The sequence below is a fragment of the Ruminococcus sp. RTP21358st1_G6_RTP21358_211008 genome (assembly GCF_040908885.1).
Lineage (GTDB): Bacteria > Bacillota > Clostridia > Lachnospirales > Lachnospiraceae > Blautia_A > Blautia_A faecis.
Window position 1 is genome coordinate 21532 of sequence record NZ_JBDGDM010000041.1, and the last position, 20376, is coordinate 41907.

The 20376-nt window shown below is 43.5% G+C and carries 16 protein-coding genes and 2 pseudogenes; 15 read left to right on the forward strand and 3 right to left on the reverse strand.

What is annotated here, in order from left to right; genetic code table 11:
* Window position 1 precedes the first annotated feature (1 nt).
* From AB5Z12_RS15185 to AB5Z12_RS15200, 4 genes and pseudogenes are all read left to right on the forward strand, one after another.
* Entirely contained in the window at window positions 2–799 is a 798-nt protein-coding gene (locus AB5Z12_RS15185) for a YhfC family intramembrane metalloprotease (protein ID WP_226854287.1), read from the forward strand.
* Between the two features lie 244 nt (window positions 800–1043).
* Window positions 1044–1229, forward strand: coding sequence for a hypothetical protein (locus AB5Z12_RS15190; RefSeq protein WP_226854288.1), 186 nt, complete (start codon window positions 1044–1046; stop codon window positions 1227–1229).
* Window positions 1165–1416, forward strand: a pseudogene (locus AB5Z12_RS15195) (AAA family ATPase); the annotation flags it as partial. The gene AB5Z12_RS15190 and the pseudogene AB5Z12_RS15195, both read left to right, overlap by 65 nt.
* 246 nt (window positions 1417–1662) lie before the next feature.
* A complete protein-coding gene (locus AB5Z12_RS15200; RefSeq protein ID WP_226854289.1) occupies window positions 1663–2016 on the forward strand; it encodes a hypothetical protein in 354 nt (117 codons plus the stop codon).
* Window positions 2017–2241: 225 nt separating this feature from the next.
* On the opposite strand, the gene AB5Z12_RS15205 is transcribed toward AB5Z12_RS15200, so the two are convergent.
* The gene (locus AB5Z12_RS15205; RefSeq protein ID WP_173718205.1) at window positions 2242–3621 is read right to left on the reverse strand and encodes an aldehyde dehydrogenase; all 1380 of its coding nucleotides are present in this window, start codon (window positions 3619–3621) and stop codon (window positions 2242–2244) included.
* Between the two features lie 170 nt (window positions 3622–3791).
* On the reverse strand, window positions 3792–5012 hold the full coding sequence (locus AB5Z12_RS15210) for an iron-containing alcohol dehydrogenase (protein ID WP_187565459.1): 1221 nt from the start codon (window positions 5010–5012) through the stop codon (window positions 3792–3794).
* A 365-nt stretch (window positions 5013–5377) separates the two neighbouring features.
* Between AB5Z12_RS15210 and AB5Z12_RS15215 the strand changes: the two genes are divergently transcribed.
* The 6 genes and pseudogenes from AB5Z12_RS15215 to AB5Z12_RS15240 form a co-directional block, all read left to right on the forward strand.
* Complete coding sequence (locus AB5Z12_RS15215) at window positions 5378–8257, forward strand: NYN domain-containing protein (RefSeq protein ID WP_368357361.1); 2880 nt, start codon at window positions 5378–5380, stop codon at window positions 8255–8257.
* 131 nt (window positions 8258–8388) lie between these two features.
* Entirely contained in the window at window positions 8389–8889 is a 501-nt protein-coding gene (greA, locus tag AB5Z12_RS15220) for a transcription elongation factor GreA (protein WP_148461684.1), read from the forward strand.
* Window positions 8890–9247: 358 nt separating this feature from the next.
* Window positions 9248–11017 carry a Na/Pi cotransporter family protein gene (locus tag AB5Z12_RS15225; protein ID WP_148461683.1) on the forward strand — a complete coding sequence of 590 codons (1770 nt, stop codon included), beginning with the start codon at window positions 9248–9250 and terminating at the stop codon, window positions 11015–11017.
* A 297-nt stretch (window positions 11018–11314) separates the two neighbouring features.
* Entirely contained in the window at window positions 11315–12001 is a 687-nt protein-coding gene (locus AB5Z12_RS15230) for a response regulator transcription factor (RefSeq protein ID WP_173735103.1), read from the forward strand.
* Window positions 11998–13332 (forward strand): ATP-binding protein, encoded by a 1335-nt coding sequence (locus AB5Z12_RS15235; RefSeq protein WP_148461681.1) that lies wholly within the window; start codon window positions 11998–12000, stop codon window positions 13330–13332. Before AB5Z12_RS15230 ends, AB5Z12_RS15235 begins: the two co-directional genes overlap by 4 nt.
* Window positions 13333–13351: 19 nt before the next feature.
* A pseudogene (locus tag AB5Z12_RS15240) lies at window positions 13352–13402 on the forward strand (DUF6783 domain-containing protein); the annotation flags it as partial.
* Window positions 13403–13437: 35 nt separating this feature from the next.
* Here the strand turns inward: AB5Z12_RS15240 and nagB are convergent.
* On the reverse strand, window positions 13438–14163 hold the full coding sequence (gene nagB / locus AB5Z12_RS15245) for a glucosamine-6-phosphate deaminase (protein ID WP_173718210.1): 726 nt from the start codon (window positions 14161–14163) through the stop codon (window positions 13438–13440).
* Between the two features lie 258 nt (window positions 14164–14421).
* On the opposite strand from nagB, the gene AB5Z12_RS15250 reads away from it, so the two are divergent.
* The 5 genes from AB5Z12_RS15250 to AB5Z12_RS15270 form a co-directional block, all read left to right on the forward strand.
* The gene (locus AB5Z12_RS15250) at window positions 14422–16164 is read left to right on the forward strand and encodes a sensor histidine kinase (protein WP_195391683.1); all 1743 of its coding nucleotides are present in this window, start codon (window positions 14422–14424) and stop codon (window positions 16162–16164) included.
* Window positions 16139–16894, forward strand: a complete 756-nt coding sequence (locus AB5Z12_RS15255) for a response regulator (RefSeq protein ID WP_195391682.1) — start codon at window positions 16139–16141, stop codon at window positions 16892–16894. The genes AB5Z12_RS15250 and AB5Z12_RS15255 overlap by 26 nt, the downstream gene beginning before the upstream one ends.
* Window positions 16878–18137, forward strand: a complete 1260-nt coding sequence (locus AB5Z12_RS15260) for an ABC transporter substrate-binding protein (RefSeq protein ID WP_195391681.1) — start codon at window positions 16878–16880, stop codon at window positions 18135–18137. Before AB5Z12_RS15255 ends, AB5Z12_RS15260 begins: the two co-directional genes overlap by 17 nt.
* Before the next feature lie 178 nt (window positions 18138–18315).
* The gene (locus AB5Z12_RS15265) at window positions 18316–19593 is read left to right on the forward strand and encodes an ABC transporter substrate-binding protein (protein ID WP_195391680.1); all 1278 of its coding nucleotides are present in this window, start codon (window positions 18316–18318) and stop codon (window positions 19591–19593) included.
* A gap of 83 nt (window positions 19594–19676) precedes the next feature.
* Window positions 19677–20376, forward strand: a 700-nt coding sequence (locus AB5Z12_RS15270) for a carbohydrate ABC transporter permease (protein ID WP_368357360.1), incomplete at its 3' end; no start/stop codon positions are given.

Here is a 20376-nt window from a genome sequence, read left to right on the forward strand (position 1 = left end):
GATGGAATTGAACACAATATCAGGTCTGGCGATAGCGGGAGTTATCTGCTCTGTTGTCCTCTCGATGGGGGTACCGATTGCTTTGTTCATTGCAGGAAGGGTGAAGCTTAAGGCAAGGATTTCCTCGTTCTTTATCGGAGCAGGAACCTATCTGCTGTTTGCCATGCTGTTGGAGCAGCAGCTGCATGTTCTTGTCATTCAGTTCTGCGGACTGAACGCACAGAGCAGGCCATGGCTTTACTATGTGTACGCGGCTTTGGCTGCAGCGGTTTTTGAAGAGACCGGAAGACTGATTGCCATGAAGTTCTGGATGAAGAAATGGCTGGATTTTCCAAATGCACTGATGTATGGAATCGGGCATGGCGGTGTAGAGGCCATTCTGATTGGAGGACTCTCCGGAATCAGCAATCTTGTGTCCATGCTGATGATCAACAGCGGAGCCATGCAGAATACGCTGGCGGCACTTCCTGCTGAGTCTGCAAACCAGACCGTGTCACAGCTGTCGGCCCTATGGACAACACCGGCACCACTCTTTTTTGTAAGCGGAATCGAAAGAATCAGTGCCATCATTCTGCATATCGGGTTGTCACTGCTGATCTACCGGGCGGTAAAGGCAGGCAAATGCAGGACAGCGGCTTTTACAGCGGTTCTTGCATATGGGATTCATTTTATTGTGGACTTCTTTGCCGTGGCAGGTCCGGCGCTTCTTCCCATCTATGTGATTGAAATTGGTGTCTTTGTGATGGCAGCCGGAACTCTTGTTATGGCGCTGAAGATGGGAAGGATGGAAGAACTGTGAATTCCGGTTTTCTGCTATCATAAAACAGAATATATCTGACAGAACGCACCGTAGAAATACGGTGTTTTTTGTTATCCCAAACCCACAATTTCATACACAACCACAGGTTAGTACAAACACTTTGCAATTTTTTGAAAGGCTTAGAAAGGAAATTTTCCCTGATTTTCGCCCCGAGAAATGACACAAACAAGGCTTAATGTATCTTTCCTGTGGTTTTTATTTTCAAACGGAAAGGTGGATTGATATGCCGAGAATGAGCAAGAAACGGAAACAAGAGTGGGCGTTGTTTCTGAATGATCGAAACCGCATTACCTACAACGAACTTTGCAGAAAATGCAGGAATGACTGTAAGCAGAGTTTTCGCTGTGTTGTGGTGCATTGCCCAAAATATTTATCGAAAAGGAGAACAAAGAACTATGAAAATGATTGAAAATGAAATGAATGTAACTGTACCTCTTGAAATTATCAAGGCAAGCGAAATTGAGCCGAAAGAAGTGAAATGGCTGTGGTATCCGTATATTCCGTTTGGCAAGGTTACTCTGTTGCAGGGCGATTCCGGCGATGGGAAAAGCAAGTTAATGTTATCAATCGTCGCCCTGCTCTCAAATGGAGAACCAAGAAGAAGGATGCTTCCAGATTATGGTACGGTGAGTATGAAGGGAACGCAGTATTATCGAAACCGTGTGACAGATCAGCAGGGACGGCGGGTTTCCTTATATGCAAGACGACTATGATTTAAACCAGGCAATCTGTTTTTCTTTGAAAAAGTCAGGATATGGAGTTTTGGGGGCGGCTTTTATGGAAAAGGGATTGCACCAGAGCGGCAGGCACAGATTTTTACAAGATTTTACTGTGAACCGGAGGTGCATGACAAGCCTGGTGTTGGAATTACCATCTTTCTTGCCAGCCGGAAACCTGCAAAAATGGAAGCTGCTGTTTCGCCTATCGAGGCACTTGGCTATCGTCCTTCTCATAACGCATCAAAAATAAGAAAAGCAGGAGAGGGAAATTTGCTCACAAGACTTTTCGGGGAACAGTTCACAAAAGATAAGAAGAGGACTTTTATGGTACTGTTGTCTCTGGCTGCCAGTTTGTCTGTGTACCTTTGTGTTGTGACCATGCTGGACAGCCAGGCTGCAAGAACCATTGTATCCAATTTTATGGACAGTGATCTCACAGGTTGGAATGGAAGTATTGTGGAAAGGATTAGGGAGTAGATTAATTGTTATTGAGCCGCATTTTTACGAAAGGGACATGTCAACTTTGGACTTGGAACTTTCATAGTAAAAATGCGGCTCTTTTGTCATATTAATTAACAACCAATGTTAAACATTTTGCAAATCGCATTAAATAATTCGGTGCAGCTATTGAAATTAAAACACATAGTTTCGACCTCCTTATTTTTATTTACGCGAGCAACGAGCCGAAGTAATAGTAACACTTTATTTCAAGAAAATATGGATCAGCTTATCATAAATCCGTCTATAAGGCTGATACCTCATCGGCAGGTCAATCCAGGTCTTTTTGTCTACAATGCTCTTGTAATGGGAAAAGGTTTCGAAGCCTTTCTGGCCGTGATAGCTTCCCATACCGCTTTCTCCGAAGCCGCCGAATGGCATTTCGCTGGTGGCGAGGTGAATGATCACATCGTTGATACAGCCACCGCCGAAGCCACATTCAGAGGTGACTTTTTCGCAGATGGCTTTGTCCTGGGCAAAAATGTAAAGAGCCAGAGGATGAGCCATGGAATTTACCTTTCGGATTACTTCTTCTATGGAATCAAAAGTAAGGACAGGCATTACCGGTCCGAAGATTTCTTCCTGCATTACGGCATCTTCGAAGGTTACCTGATCCATGACTGTAGGTTCAATCTGTAAAGTTTCGGGACAGGCATTTCCGCCGCAGATGACTTTCGCAGGATCGATCAGGTTCTGAATGCGGTTGAAATGCTTTTCGTTGATAATCTTTCCGTAATTTTTGTTATCCAGAGGTGACTTGCCAAACTGCTTACGGATCTGTTTCTGAATCTGTTTCAGAAGCTCATCCTTTACTTCCCTGTGACAGTAAATGTAATCAGGGGCTACACAGGTTTGTCCGCAGTTCAGATATTTTCCGAATACAATACGTTTGGCGGCAAGCTTAATATTTGCAGATTTATCCACGATGCAGGGGCTTTTTCCCCCAAGCTCCAGGGTGACTGGAGTGAGGTGCTCGCTGGCATGGCGCATGACCTCTTTTCCTACAGCCTGGCTGCCTGTAAAAAAGACGTAGTCGAAGTGCTCCTGAAGAAGACAGGAGTTTTCCTGGCGCCCGCCCATAACAACAGCCACATATTCTTCTGGAAAACATTCACGGACGATTTCGCAGATGATATTGCTGGTGGCAGGAGAGTAGGCACTGGGTTTTAATACTGCAGTGTTTCCGGCGGCGATGGCGTCTACCAGCGGATCAAAGGTAAGCAGGAAGGGATAGTTCCACGGGCTCATGATCAGGGTGACACCGTATGGGGACGGCTTCCTGTAACTTCTGGAATGGAACTGGGCAAGTGGTGTGTGCACGGTTTTTTCTTTGGAAAAAGAGTGGATGTGCTTCAGTATATAGGTAATCTCGCTGAGAACGAGACCGGACTCGCACATGTAGCTCTCGAAGCTGCTTTTTCCAAGGTCTGACTTCAGTGCAGCATTGATCTGCTCCTGGTGGGACTGGATGGAGGTTTGAAGCTTTTTTAAGGCAGTGATGCGAAAGTCAATGTTTAAGGTAGCGCCTGTATAAAAATAGTTCCGCTGCTTGCGGATGATTTCCTGGATTGCTTCCTGGGTCATGGGAAAGTCCTTTCTGATTATTTATAATTTATTTGATGTTTTGAAATATAGTTTACATAATGTAAAAGGCTATAAAGTGGGGGATGTTAAACTATCTTATTTAAATTGAGATTAACTAATGTAATGTTATAAAGGTGACAATATGGTATTTTTCAAACACGCTTTAGCTTTTATTGCACTGTGTTCTCTTTAGCCGGCATCAGCATATAATAAAATTTCTCCAGCTCCTGTGCATCCATCAGTACCGGTACCGGATACAGCGGATTCGCCTCTTTGTCCGCATAGTGGGACAGCTTCGGAATGTCTTCTTCCTGAATTTCCGGGATGGTATCGCCGATTCCGAAGCGGGCCTTCATGTCTTTGACCGCCTGGATAAAGTTTAATGCGGCTTCTTCTTCCGGTGTTTCTTTGGAGGCAACCCCGGCAGCAACAGCAAGGACTGCCAGCTTCTTATAAATTGTTTTTCCGTAAGCTTCCAGAACATAAGGGAGAAGTACAGCGTTGGCAAGTCCATGTGGAACATTGTATTGTCCTCCCAGAGAATGGGCAACTGCATGTACATAGCCTACATAGGATTTTGTAAAAGCGCAGCCAGCGAAATAAGAGGCGCGGAGCATATTCCGGCGCGCTTCTTTATTGCTTCCGTCGGTGTAAGCAGTGTCCAGATTTTCGAAAATCAGCTGCACTGCATCCCGGGCATTTTTACGGGTGCCTGGTGTAGTGGAATTACCAATATAAGCTTCCACTGCGTGGGTGAGTGCGTCCATACCTGTAGTAGCGGTGATGAATGGTGGAAGGCTTAATGTGACCTTGGGATCAAGCACAGCGTATCGGGGAATCAGCGGGAAGTCATTGATGGCATATTTATGCCGGGTTTCGGCGTCCACGATTACCGCTGCCAGTGTAGTTTCGCTTCCGGTTCCTGCAGTGGTTGGAACGGCGATAAGAAGTGGAAGCTTTTTGTGCACTTTCAGGATTCCTTTCATCTTTGCAAGAGACTGATGAGGTTTGGCGACTCTGGCACCTACTGCCTTGGCGCAGTCCATACTGGAGCCTCCGCCGAAGCCTATAATGGCCTGACAGTTATTTTCATGATAAAGTTCAAGTGCCTCAGCCACATTCACAGTGGTAGGATTTGCTACTGTTTTGTCATAAAGGATATAGGGAATGCTGCTGTCTGTCAACACTTTTTCAAGGCGGTCTGTAAGACCAAGCTTATGGATTCCTGCATCTGTAATAATCAGCACATTTTTACATTTTTTCTTTTTCAGCACATCGGGAACGGCTTTCAGACTGCTGATGATCTCAGGATTTCGGTATGGCAGGAATGGAAGGGCAAATTTGAATACATTCTGAAAAATCCGACAGTATATTTTTTTTAAGGGATTCATATGGAAGTTCTCACTTTCTGTTGATAAACGCTCTAAAATATAACGTTGCATCAACCGGTTCTATTGTGTAATTGTTCAGTACCTTCACAGCTACATGCTTTGTGGAATAGTTACTTTATTGTACTTTTTTTATCACGTATGAATTATATCATGTTATCAAATATTGTAAAGATAAAACAATTTTATTATAAAACAAATTTTGGCGTTCATAGCATAACACGCTCTGGTGATTTATTGAAAATAATGAAATAAACACCTGTGTCTCGACTGGCGCCTTCTGTTGTGATATACTAAAACAAGAGATTTTTACAACAGGAGGCGTTTTCGTGGGTGAACAGTCAGAGAAAATAAAGAAAAATATTTGTATGGGGCTGCTGGCTCATGTAGATGCAGGAAAAACTACATTGTCAGAAGCACTTTTATATTTAAGCGGCAAGATACGAAAGCTTGGAAGAGTGGATCACAAGGATGCATATCTGGATACCTCTCCCCTTGAGCGCGAGCGGGGAATCACGATTTTTTCCAAGCAGGCAGTGCTGGAATTCCCGGAAACAAGAGTTACCATTCTGGATACGCCTGGGCATGTGGATTTTTCTGCAGAGATGGAACGTACCTTGCAGGTTCTGGACTATGCAGTGCTTTTGATTAACGGTGCAGATGGTGTGCAGGGACATACGGTGACTTTATGGAAATTGCTTGAGCGGTACCAGATCCCCACATTTATTTTTGTGAACAAAATGGATCAGGAGGGAACGGACCACGACGCACTTTTGACCGAATTGAAAAAAAGGCTGAATGAAAACTGCATGGATTTTTCAGAAAATGAAAATGCTGATGGAGATTTGGAACCGGAATTACCGGCAGGTGAAAAAGAACAGCAGAATTTGATGGAAAATAAATTTTCTGAAGAATTTCTGGAGAGCCTTGCCATGTGTGACGAGGAACTGCTGGAAAAATATCTGGAAACAGGAGAAGTATCCAGGAGAGAGATTACCGGTCTGATCGCAGATCGAAAGGTTTTTCCATGCTATTTTGGCTCTGCCTTGAAAATGGAAGGAGTAGAGAAGCTGATCCACGGACTGGACAGGTACACCAGATGTCCGGTATATCCTGAGGCTTTTGGTGCGAAGGTTTATAAGATCGCCAGAGACGATCAGGGAAACCGTCTTTCCTATATGAAGATTACAGGCGGGACACTGAAAGTAAAAGAACTTCTTATTACCAGCAAGGGAAATGTGGCTGCAGGAGAGGAAGTATGGGAGGAAAAGGCAGACCAGATCCGGATTTACTCCGGCGCCAGATTTGAATTGGTGAAAGAAGTGCCCGCGGGAACCGTGTGCGCAGTGACAGGTCTTTCCCATACTTTTCCAGGACAGGGACTTGGCGTGACGGAGAATTCCAATATGCCAGTACTGGAGCCGGTACTGAACTATCAGATTATTTTGTCGGAAGGCTGCGATGTGCACCAGATGCTGAAGAAGCTGAGAGAACTGGAAGAGGAAGATCCTCAGCTTCATATTGTATGGGACGAGCAGCTGGGAGAAATCCACGCCATGCTCATGGGAGACGTGCAGATCGAGATCCTGAAAAGGCTGATCTGGGAGCGGTTCCATGTGGCTGTGGATTTTGGAACGGGAAATATTGTATATAAAGAGACCATTGCGGCACCTGTGGAAGGTGTGGGACATTTTGAGCCTTTGCGCCATTATGCGGAAGTTCACCTTCTTCTGGAACCAGGGGAGCAAGGAAGCGGAATGCAGTTTTTTACCGCCTGCAGTGAGGATGTGCTGGACCGGAACTGGCAGAGACTGATCCTCACCCATCTGGAAGAAAAGGAACACAGAGGAGTGCTGACTGGTGCACCGATCACAGATATGCAGATTACTCTGCTTACCGGACGGGCCCACCAGAAACACACGGAAGGCGGAGATTTCCGTCAGGCTACTTATCGGGCTATCCGTCAGGGGCTTAAGAAAGCACAGAATGTTCTGCTGGAGCCTTACTATGAATTTCGGCTGGAAGTGCCGGTGGAGGTTGTTGGCCGTGCAATGAATGATATCAAGAAAATGCAGGGAACTCTTCTTCCTATGGAGACAGAGGAAAATACCGCTATTTTGAAGGGGAAAGCGCCTGTTTCGACTATGCGCGATTACCAGAAAGAAGTAGTTTCTTATACAAGGGGAATGGGAAGGCTGTTCTGCAGTTTAAAAGGATATGAGCCCTGTAAAAATAAGGATGAGATCGTGGAACAGATCGGCTACGATTCTGAGCGGGATCTGGATAATCCTACCGGGTCTGTATTTTGTGCCCATGGAGCCGGATTTGTGGTGCCATGGTATGAAGTGGAAGAGTATATGCACCTGGATACTGGGATTACGGCAGAGTTTGAGGATAATCTCAGCGAGGAAGACTGGGAAGATGCTGCGTCAGGCTCTGGGAATCCTGCAAGTGGAGACGATACTGCTCAAAGTGCCAGAAATTCAGCACGCAGTGGAGCTGGCAGTACAGGAACTGCCAGAAATACATCTGGAAGTGGAAGCCGTGCGGGAAGCGGTTACCAGCCGCCGGAATCTGCCTACCGTGGAAGCTATGAGGATGACAAAGAACTTCAGGCCATTTTTGAGCGTACCTTTGGTCCGGTGAAAAGAGACCGCGTGTCTTCTTATAAAAAAGTGGTAAGTGCCCTATCTTATTCTGGCAGCAGTTCTTCTGTAAAAAAAGACCAGGAAGAATACCTTCTTGTGGATGGTTACAACATTATTTTTGCCTGGCCGGAGCTGAAAGAACTGGCAGATGCGGATGTCCGTGCAGCACAGACGAAGCTGATGGATATTTTAAGTAATTATCAGGGATATAAGAAATGTACTTTGATTCTTGTATTTGATGCTTACAAGGTGGAGGGACACCAGGAGGAAGTGCTTACTTATCACAATATTCATGTGGTTTACACAAAAGAAGCGGAGACTGCCGATCAATATATTGAAAAAACAGTCCACAAAATCGGCAGACAGCATCAGGTAACGGTTGCTACTTCAGACGGACTGGAACAGATTATCATTATGGGTCAGGGCGCCAACCGTATTTCCGCAAGAGGTCTGAAAGAAGAAATCGAAGAGACCAGAAAGCAGCTCCGCCAGGAATGGCATCAGCACCGCCAGTCCAGTCATACCTATCTTTTTGATCATGCGGATGCGGAGACAGCAAAGCTGATGGAAGAAGTCCGGCTAGGGAAAAAGAAATTATAGGGTTTCTGTTCATGGAGTGAACAATAGCATTATTGGAATTAATGTTTTCCATTGGCAATTTGACAAACTCTTTGCCATCTGTTAAGGTGGTGTGCAAAGTGGTGTTGCAGCTATAAAGGAGATGTATAAAAATGAGAGAGAAGCTCACCAAAAAAGACGTAGAGAAAATTGAACAGGAGATTGAGCACCGTAAGCTTGTTGTCCGCAAAGAGGCAATTGAGGCAGTAAAGGAAGCACGTGCCCAGGGCGATTTAAGTGAGAATTTTGAATACTACGCTGCCAAGCGTCATAAGAATCAGAACGAGAGTCGCATCCGCTATCTGGAGAATATGTTAAAAACAGCAACCATCGTTTCTGATAAATCCTGCAGTGACGAGGTTGGAATGGATGACATTGTAGAAGTTTATTTTGAGGAAGATGACGAGATTGAGAAATATAAGCTTGTTACTTCCATCCGGGGAAATTCCATGGAGAACAGAATCAGTATTGACTCTCCGATTGGCATGGCACTGAAAGGACATAAGATTGGCGACAGAGTGGAAGTAAAGGTAAATGACAATTACAGTTATTTTCTGGAAATCCGCTCCATCGATAAAACCCATTCAGAGGAAGAGGAAATCCGAGGATTTTAAAAGTATTAGAGCGTGTAACAGTGAAGATACGGAATCATTACACGTATTATATAAAAATCCCGCATGAGATATGCAGTGATAATTGTAAAATTATTCTTCATGTTTCCTGTGGGATTTTTTGAATGTAAAATTTGGAAAATACAGTAAAATCAACTATCAAACAAATATTTTACATTTTCAACAGCCTGGCTTTACATTTTTCCTGTATAAGAAAATCCAAGATTGTAAAGTATTTTACATATATTTAACATTCTTCTCACCCGAAACTTTACATAGCCCACTTATATTGGTTTTGTAAACAAAAGAAATTAAGAACCCAATAAACTTTTAAAAGGATAAAAAAAGGAGAGGAAACGTAATGGATTTTTTTAGCATTCTGACATTAGTCGGCGGACTGGCGATGTTCCTTTATGGAATGCAGGTAATGGGAGACGGTCTGGAAAAGCTTTCCGGCGGTAAACTGGAAAAGATTCTGGAAAACCTTTCATCTAACCGTGTGAAAGCAGTTTTGGTTGGTGCAGCAGTTACTGCAATCATTCAGTCTTCATCGGCAACCACAGTTATGGTAGTCGGCTTCGTAAACTCGGGAATCATGCATCTGTCCCAGGCTGTTGGCTTTATTATGGGCGCAAATATCGGTACTACTGTTACCGCATGGATTCTCAGCCTGGCAGGAATTGAAAGCTCCAATTTCTTTGTAAGACTTTTGAACCCAAACTCATTTTCACCGATTCTGGCATTGATCGGAGTTGTTTTTATTGTCTTCCTTCATGATGAAAAGAAGAAAGATATTGGAAACATTCTGGTTGGTTTCGCAGTGCTGATGTTCGGTATGAATACCATGAGCGGTGCCGTAAAACCTCTGGCAGAGGTACCGGAATTTACAAACATCCTTCTGAAGTTCTCCAACCCTGTTTTAGGTGTGCTGGCCGGTGCACTTCTGACTGCTGTTATTCAGTCTTCATCAGCTTCTGTTGGTATTCTCCAGGCGCTTTGTGTAACTGGTGCAGTCCGTTACGGAGCAGCGCTTCCGATTATCATGGGACAGAATATTGGAACCTGTATTACAGCAATGCTTTCTTCAATCGGTGCTACTAAGAATGCAAAACGTGCAGCAATCGTTCATCTGTACTTCAATATTGTAGGAACTGTTACATTTATGGTTGTATTCTATGTGCTGAATGGATTTTTACATTTCTCTTTCATTGAAGAAGTGGCAGGTCCTGCCGGCATCGCAGTGATCCACAGTGCCTTTAACATCATTGCAACACTTGTACTTCTTCCATTTGGAGATATGCTTGTAAAAATGGCATGTGCAACTGTCCGTGATACAAAAGAGGAGAAAGTTATTTCCGCAGAAGATCAGGAGTTTATGATCCTGGAATCCCGTTTTCTTAGTAATCCTGGTATTGCTATTGAGCAGAGCAAAACAGCTGCCAGGAAAATGGCAGAGCAGTCCAAAACCGCTTTGAACCTTTCTTTTGGTTTGCTGGATGATTTCCAGGAGGAGACAGCTTTCCGTGTGGAAAAGATTGAAGCAAAGGTTGACCGCTATGAGGACGAACTGGGAACCTATCTGATCAAGTTGAATCAGAAAGATCTTTCTCTGGAAGACAGCCACAGCTTGTCCATTATGCTTCACTGTATCGGAGATTTTGAGCGTATTTCCGACCACGCACTTAGCATTATGAAATCTGCAAAGGAAATTTCAGAAAAAAATGCCCGCTTTTCAGACAAGGCAGTGCAGGAACTTCACATTATGGAAAAAGCCGTGTCGGATATTGTGGAAAAAGCGTATAGCGTTTTTGCAAACCAGGACATGAGAGCTGCCGAAGAAATTGAGCCTCTGGAAGAAGTGATCGATGAGCTCAGCCGTGAGCTGAAAAGACGTCATGTAAATCGTCTTCGTGCCGGAGAATGTACAATAGAGATGGGATTTGTGCTTTCTGACATTACAACCAGCCTGGAGAGAATCGCAGATCATTGTTCCAATATCGGAGTCTGTGTGACTCAGGTGCATGAGGATCTTTATGATACCCACAGTCACCTTGACACTGTAAAAAATGCACCGGGAGAACATTTCCATCACGAACTGGAGGTTGCCCGTGTGAATTATATGCTTCCGTAACCGGGAGAGTAGATGTTGCCAGTTGCTGCTCTGGAAAAATTCCTGTGAGAATCATTTCCGGAGGCAGCGACTGGTAATATAATTTTTGTGGCGCAAAAACATGCAAATGCATGATTTCTGTGCATCGCGAAGCTTGTTACTGGTCAGGTCGTGAACGGTAACCTGTTTTCCTGCTTTTTACCGTGACTTTACAGTTGTGCACTTGTATAAGGGGAAAAAAGTACGTATACTAAGAAATAATGATGATTTACAGGTAATGTAAAAAATAGGTAAGACATGGGAGGAGAATACTAAAAAATGATTTTTTGTGTTGAAGATGATAACAACATCCGTGATCTTTTAGTATATACATTAGAGACGACCGGATTTCATGCAAGAGGGTTAGAAGACTCCCAGGAATTGTGGAAAGCCCTTGCAGAGGAGGAACCAGAGCTGATTCTTCTTGATATTATGCTTCCGGGAGAGGATGGATATTCCATTCTGGAAAAACTGAAAAAATCTTCCGGAACCAGAGATATTCCCATCATTATGGTAACTGCCAAGGAAGCAGAATTTGATAAGGTCCGTGCTCTGGAAGCCGGTGCAGACGATTATATTACCAAGCCCTTTGGAATGATGGAATTTATAGCCAGAGTGAAGGCGGTGCTCAGGCGCAGCAGCCGCCACGGAGATGACAGAGAGCTTAGCTGTGAGGAACTTCGTATTTTTCCAGGCCGTCATCAGGTGTATTGTGATGATCAGCCTGTGGAGCTTACCCGCAAGGAATTTGAACTTCTTCTGTATCTTATGGAAAACAGAGGAATCGTTATGACCCGTGACCAGATTTTGTGCCATATATGGGGATATGATTTTGACGGGGAGACCAGAACTGTGGATGTACATGTGCGAACCCTTCGGCAGAAGCTTGGGGATACCGGCAGACTAATCGAGACTGTCCGCGGCGTAGGTTACAGAATGGCAGACAAGGGAGGCAGTCAAGGATGAAAAAGAAAATCCTCAGTCATACCAGTGTGATGATCGTTCTCACGGTTATCCTTACCTTTATAGCCGCCAGCTTTGTGATGTATGATAAGTTTAACAGTACTATGAAAAAGGGCGTCCGAGATGAAGCTGAATATGTAAAAGTGGGGATTGAAGAAGTTGGAGAAGAGTATTTAAACGGAAATGTGGGAAAAACCACAGATACACGTATTACGCTCACCGATTCAGAGGGAAACGTGCTCTATGATAATGAGGCAGAGGCTTCAAAGCTTCCAAACCACAGCAACCGTCCGGAATTTATCCAGGCCATGGAAGATGGACAGGGAGAAATTGTCCGTTATTCGGAAACCTTGTCACACCAGACCTTTTATTATGCGGTGAGGTTGAATGATGGCAGAATCCTCCGCCTGGCAAAAACAACAGACAGTGTGTTCCATACGTTGCTTAGCAGCTTTATCTGGCTGGGACTTTTGATGCTTTTGATCATTCTGGTAGAAATCGTGCTGGTGCAAAGGCAGACAAAGAGTCTGATCGAGCCGGTGAACAACCTGGATCTGGAGCATCCTCTTTCGAATGTATGCTACGAAGAACTCCGTCCTTTGCTGATGCGGGTGGATCAGCAGAATAAGCAGATTGCAAGCCAGCTGGAGGAGTTGAAGAAGACAGAGGCTGTGAGAAGGGAATTCTCTGCAAATGTTTCTCATGAATTAAAGACACCTCTGATGTCCATTTCCGGCTATGCGGAGCTGATGATGAATGGAATGGTGAGACCGGAGAATATTGCTGATTTTTCAGGACGAATCTATAAGGAGGCCAATCGTCTGGGAAATCTGGTGGCAGATATTATCCAGCTGTCGCGCCTGGATGAACAGCAGGATGCAGTGGTCTCCATGGAAAGTGTAGAGCTTGATGAGCTGGCAAAGGATGTGGTAAACAATCTCCGGGATCATGCGGAAAAGAAAAACATTTCGTTGGATTATTGTGGTATTCCAATCAACATTCAGGGAGTACGGCATGTTTTATATGAAATGCTGTACAATATTGCGGACAATGCTGTTCGTTACACCAATCCGGGAGGACACATTCATATTTATGTAGGCAGAAAAGGGAATCGTCCTTTTTACCGGGTTGAGGATGATGGAATCGGAATTCCGAAATCTGAACAGAAAAGAATATTTGAGAGATTTTACCGGGTGGACAAAAGCCATTCGCGGCAGACCGGAGGAACTGGTCTTGGACTGTCCATTGTAAAGCATGGGGCAACCTTACATCATGCACAGATCAATGTGGACAGCGATCTTGGAAAAGGTACAAAAATGGAGCTGCTTTTTTAGAGCGTGTTGAAAAAGGCTTTCTGCAAATTGTGACGTACAGCTTGCAGAAAGCCTTTTTGGAACATACTGAGGCAGCTCCTTTTTATATAAGCATAAATAAAAAAATTACAGTTCGCTCAGTGCATCCTCATCTGCCACAATAATTGCATTGGGATGGAACTGAAGGATGGAAGCCGGGCACTGTGGGGTAACAGGTCCTTTGATCGCAGCAGCGAGAGCCTTAGCTTTATTCTTGCCGTTAGCTACAAGAAGAATGGTCTTTGCGCTCATAATATTGCCGGTTCCCATAGAAATAGCCTTGCGTGGCACATCCTCCTCGCTTGCAAAAAAACGCTTATTCGCCTGGATGGTAGCCTCTGTAAGATCTACACAGTGTGTGCCAGCCTGGAAATGGTCGTCTGGTTCATTAAATCCGATGTGGCCATTAGGTCCTATTCCAAGAAGCTGAAGGTCTGCAGCTCCCATATTCTTAAGCAGCGTATTGTAAGCTTCGCAGCAGGCCTCTGTATCCGGATTGGTTCCGTCCGGAACATAGGTATTCTTAATATCTATATTGACTCTGCTGAACAGGTTCTTGTTCATGAAGTAACGGTAGCTCTGGTCATTGGATCCGTCCAGTCCGACATATTCGTCCAGGTTCACAGACTTTACATGGGAAAAATCCAGTATTCCCTCTTCATACATAGCAGCCAGCTGATCGTAGGTACCTACCGGGGAAGAACCGGTAGCAAGACCAAGGATACAATCCGGTTTGGACAAAATAACACCGGCGATAATGGTAGCTGCAGTACGGCTCAGCTCTTCATAATTCTTAACTTTAATTACTTTCATTTTACCTCTCCTTCTTTGTCAATAAGTGAGTATGATCACTTTAACAAGGTGCAAAAAAATGACGGCATTATCAGAATGCTGTCATATAAAAACCCTGCCCTTGTTCCTAAGACAATATCAGTATACCCTATATTTGGGCGAAATGCCATAAATATTTCTGCTTTTTTTTGCTTTTTTTGGTGAAAACTGATTGCAAGTTTCGAAAGCTTTTCCTATAATGAATTTATAACATAGAAATTTACCCTGGGGATAAATAAAATGAAAAAAACGTACACCCTGAAAAGGGAACTTACTCTTCTGATGATAGTGACCTCTGTATGCACCCTGCTGTCTGTATGCGCAGCTGTTTTCTATGTCTTTTTTTCTTTCTTTTTCCAGAAAACACAGGAAGATATTGAATATGTACTTCGCTATACCAGTCAGCAGTATGAGGCGCATATGCAGTTTATTGAGGATAGCGTGATCGCCATACGTCATAATACGGTACTGGATGAATTTTTTCAGAAGGAAGAATACGACCTGGAGGAAATAGAACCACAGCTTTCCTACAGCATGGAACTTTTTTCAGAGCGGAATATGGTAGAACGTCAGCTGCCTTTTGTCACTGGAATTTATTTGTTTAATAATGGAAATGAATGTATTTATGAGCACTATTATGCAACTACCCTGGCAGCAGGGAGAGAACAGAAGCGAAAATACGAAAAACTACAGCAGGAGTTCAAAGGCACCAGTGACCAGTATGCCTGTTTGTCCGATGAAGATGAATTGAATATTTTTTTTCGTATTTATGATGAGAATATGGCAGAAAAAGGAACCGGAATCGTGCAGATCAGCCAGAGTGCAGTAGCGAAAGTTCTGGAAACGGTACAGCTGTATCATAATGGAGGATGGGCAGTCCTGGACAAAAATGATCAGTTGCTTGTCTCAGAAGGCGCTCCGGAGCTGGTGAAAAAGCTGCAGACCTCTGAGAATTCATGGAGTGGAACAAAAGACCTGGAGGGTGCGAAAGTGATCGGCTATGGAAATCCCTGCGGATTTGGAGTACGCACGGTGATCACAGTGGGATATGGGAATATTTTTTCTATTTTGAAGCCCACTCTTTTTATTGTTCTTGTGGGTTTTGTTGTGGTACTGGGAATTGCATTTCTGGTTTCATATGCTATCAGCTACCGCTTTACAAAACCGGTCACCAGGATGATCCAAAGCATACAGGCCTTTGGAAAACCGGATCTGAATGTCAGAATGGAAGATTCTTCTATTCTGGAGTTTCATGACATGGGGATCGTGTTTAATGAGATGGCAGACAGAATCGAATATCTGATCACCCAGGTTTATGAAAAAGAAATTGTGGCAGCCAGATCCCAGGTAAAATATCTCCAGTCCCAGATAAATCCCCATTTCCAGTTTAATATTCTGGCCATGCTGAGTCTGAAAGCGAAAATGGCAGGAAATGAAGAAGTTTACGATGGGCTGAATGCTTTTTCCAGACTGATGCAGGGCAAGATATTCCGGGAAAAAGAGATTAAGATAAAGGTAAAAGAGGAACTGGAAATCGTTCAGTTCTATTTATATCTGCAGAAGAGCCGTTATCAGGCCAAACTGTCGTATGAGGTGAAGCTTGAGGATGAAAAAATCGGCGAAGATCTGATTCCTCGTCTTCTTATTGAGCCTTTGGTGGAAAATGCAGTTTCACACGGTCTGGAACCAAAGCGGGAAAAAGGAAATCTGCAGGTCCTTTTATATGAAAGGGAAATGCTTTATATCTGGGTAAAAGATGATGGAGTAGGCGTTGGTCAGAATCAGATGAAGGCAGAGGAAAATAAAGAAAACATTCCCCATACCCATGTGGGATGGGAAAATACAAAGAAAATGCTCCGGATCCTGTATGGGGATCATTACAAGTTCCAGGTCTGGAGCGAACCGGGAAAGGGAACGGAAATAGAAATTGCAGTTCCAATTGAAAGAGGTGGAAATTATGTGGAAAGTGATAGCAGCCGATGATGAAGGATACATCAGAGAGGCTTTGCAGAAGCTGATAAACTGGGGAAAAATGAACTGCTCTCTGGAGAAAGTAGTCAGTGATGGACAGGAGCTGTTGGAAGAAATCGGGGAAGAAATGCCGGACATTGTGATCACAGATATACAGATGCCTGGTGCTGACGGGTTAGAAGTATGTAAATATATATACGAAACCTGCCCGGAAACCCAGGTGATCATCCTTACCGCATATTCGGATTTTGAGTATGCCAAACGTGCCATTAAATACAGTGTATGTGAGTATGTGCTTAAGATTTCCATTATAGACGAACTTCCCCAGGCAGTGGAAAAAGCAATCGGAAAGCTGTCCAGACTGAAAAAAGAGCTTGAAATCCAGGAGCATACGAAGGCAGAAGAACCGGAATCATTGCTTGACCAGATCGAACAGTATCTGGAAGAAAATTTTCGCAAAAAGATCACGCTGGATGATATTGCAGATACTCTGCATGTGAACCGCAGCTATCTCAGCCGTTATTATAAGAATAAAACAGGTGTGAATCTGTTTGATGAGATTCTAATAAAAAGGGTGGAAAAGGCGAAAGAATATTTGCAGAGTACAGAGATGAAGACCTATGAGATTTCAGAAGCGGTAGGAGTGGAGGATGCCGGTTATTTCTCTAAAATGTTTAAAAAGATAACTGGGGTATCACCGAAAGAATTCAGGAAAAGAGAACAAAATGAAGAGAAAAATTAGAGCCCTTTTCTTTCGCATCGGAATAGCTGGAAGCCTGCTCCTTGGAGGCTGCGGAAAAGAAGAAAAAGAGCCTGTAACCATCACGATGATTCATGCATGGGGTGGAACCGGTGAAGACCATGTGGCTATGCGGGATATTTACGATGGATTTCAGAAGGAGAATCCGGACATTGAGGTGCAGCTGATCTCCATGCCAGGAAGAAAGGAAATGCTGCGTAAGGTGGAGGACATGATCATGGTGGGAGATATGCCGGATGTGATTACCTTCAGCGGTATGGGACAGAATACAACCTATGATTTTATTGTAGAAAATGATATGGCGCTGGATATTATGCCCTATGTGAAAAAAGATGAAGAGTTTGCCTCCAATATTTCCCAGACCAATCTGAACTATTGGACCACAGAAGAAGGGGAGCTGTTTACAGTGTCAGATGTTTTGTCCTTAAGTGGTGGTTATTGGTATAATGAAGATATTCTGCATGCAGCTGGCGTAAGGGAAATTCCCAGGACCTGGGATGCTTTTCGCGGTATGTGCTACAAGATCTGGAAATGGTCGGAGCGTGAGAATAATGAAATTGCTTCGCTTCAGACATCTCCGGAGGGCTATCTTTATTTTATGGACCATATGCTTCTGGAAGAAGGTACAGAAAAGGACAGAAACGATATCGGTACAATTTCAGAGGTGTTGAAACGGCTGCAGGAAATTTATGTATATTCCACCTCCGAAAATGCAGAATACAGTTATTTGGATGAGACCAGATTGTTCAATGAAGGAAAGCTTGCCATATATGTGAATGGCGTATGGGGCGCTTCCTTGATTTCCGAAAACATTAATGCCAAGTATGCACTGCTTCCAACTACATCCGGGAAAAATCTGTCTTGCGAATCTGCCTGTTTTGGTTATGTGCTTGGAAAAAGTGGAAACGAACAGAAAGAGGAGGCTTCCATCCGGTTCCTGAAATATATGCTAAGCAAGAAGGTGCAGACGCGGATTTTGGAGGAAACAGAGCAGATTCCGGCGAATAAGCAGGTAGTTCTGGATTCTTACGAGAAGGAAATGCCGCGGCTGTTTCAGGCTGCTTCTCTGGTTCTAAGTGCAGAGGATAAAATTGAAGTTCCGGATAATCTGTGGACTTATGAACAGAAAGCCTATTTTACAGAAAACATTTTCAGAGAGCTTACCGGTAAAATTTCACCGGAAGCTTTTACCCGGCAGCTGGGTGAAATGAAAATAGATAAATAGGGAAAATAAAGATAAGGAAAATATTGCCGTCAGGTAAATATTTTCCTTATTTTTATTGTGAAAATGTCAATAAATACCTGTAAATTGCAAATGGGATTCATTCAAAAATACTAAAAACAAGGGTAAAATAAGGACAGTTAAAGCAAAGACGTATAATTTATGAAGGAGGATTTTTGTAATGAAGAAAAAAATGGTAAGTGTTTTACTGGCAGCAGCAATGGGGACTACTGCACTGGTTGGATTTGGAACGACTGCTTATGCAGATGATGATGTTCTGGAATTTTACCATGGATATTACCAGGATGAGAGCGAGTGGGCTGCAGCTCAGGTTATGAGGGATATCTATGATGAGTTCGCAAAGGAACATGCTGATGGATCAGTTACATTCAAACCAATCGCTGTAGAAAACAGAGATGACATTGTAAGTGCACAGGTTGCTGGCGGTTCCTTCCCGGATCTGGTAGATGTAGGCGGTGGCGGAGTTCCGCAGGCAGCACTTTCCCAGGATCTGGTATACGATCTGAAACCGTATATCGATGAAAATGGTCTGCAGGATGCAGTTGGTCTTAACTATACACAGCATGATATGGATGGTCATATTTATGCAGTGCATGATCAGATTGAGAGCCGTGGCTTATGGTATAATTCCGATATTTTTGAAAAAGCCGGAATTACAGAGGAGGCGTTTGCAGACTGGGATTCTTTTGGAGAAGCAATGGAAAAAATCCGTGCTTTGGACGAGGATGTGTACGGATACATTGCAGGACAGGGCTCCAGCTATATTGTAAACACGGTTATGGCTTCCACAGATGCAGGCAAGAAAATGCTGGAATCTGAGCTGACAGAGGACACCATCAATTCAGAGGAATTTGCAGCTGCATTTAAGACTGCTGCAAACCTGGATCAGGCAAATGGTTCTGAGCATACTACAGATGATAACGGAAATCTTATGGCAGAATTTAATACAAATGGTAAGGCTGGTGTTCTTTTCAATGGTGTATGGAATGCAAGTGGAATTGATGCGTCTTTAACAGATGCCATTGAGCCTGCTTTATTCCCTGGAAATATTGCAATCGCTTCTGCAGGCGGCGGACTTGCTGTGGCAAATAACATGAGTGATGAGAAAACAGAGCTGGCACTTGAGTTTATCAAATATATGACAAGTGCTGAGGTTCAAGAAAAAATCTTCACTGGCGTACAGGCAAATCCATGTAACACAACAGTTGATTTGAACGCACTTGCAGAAGAGAGTGATGATGCAGCTACAAGAAAGCTTGCACAGGCTTGTTCTCAGGTAAATGAAGCTGATACTGTAGTGATTGACATGAACTATACCTGGGGATCTGACGTGGACAAAGCTATCATCAATGCATTGATGGAGTGTGCGGTATCAGGAACAGATATTGATGCAAGATTTGCAGCACTTCAGACAGAGCTGATCGCGTTGGTTGCTTAAAGCACACAGCTGTGATGAACAGAAACTATGAATGAAATAGAAGAGGGAGGGGAGAAATCTCTTCCCTTTTTGGAGGTATGAATTTGGAAAATCAGAATGCTGCGAAAAAAAGAAAGAATAAGCTGGGTACGCGGAGAAAAGGATTTATTATAGCGTTTCTTGCGCCTACCCTGATCGCATTTTGCGTATTTTATCTGTATCCCATTATTACGGTGTTTATCACTTCTTTCTGCAAATGGGATTATACCAATATTACTAGTCCGGAGTTTTTCGGCTGGAGCAATTTGTGGGATAATTATGATTATATTTTTAACAAGTATCCATTTTTCTGGGAAGCACTGAAAAATTCAACCACCTGGGCCATTCTTGGAACAGTGGTACAGATTCCCATTGCTGCTTTGATCGCTCTGGCCCTGTCCAGAAAGGTAAAAGGTATTAAATTTGTACGAAATGTCTATATTATTCCGAATATGATCTCAACTGCCGCTATGGGCATTGTATTTTTACAATTGTACAACCCTTCTTATGGAATTATCAACCCGATCATTCGTCTTTTCAACAAAGAATTCAGGGATAATATCCTACTTCTGAAAGGACCGGCTTTTGTGGCCATGACCTGTGCCTATATTTTCTTTACAGGAACTACAACTTTAATGATTTTGGGGAATATTATGGCAGTGCCGGAAGAGGTAAGAGAAGCAGCTATGCTCAACATCATAAACTTAAGATTAGATATTACACATTTATATTATCCTGCTAAAAACTCATTTCAAAAGGGCAGAT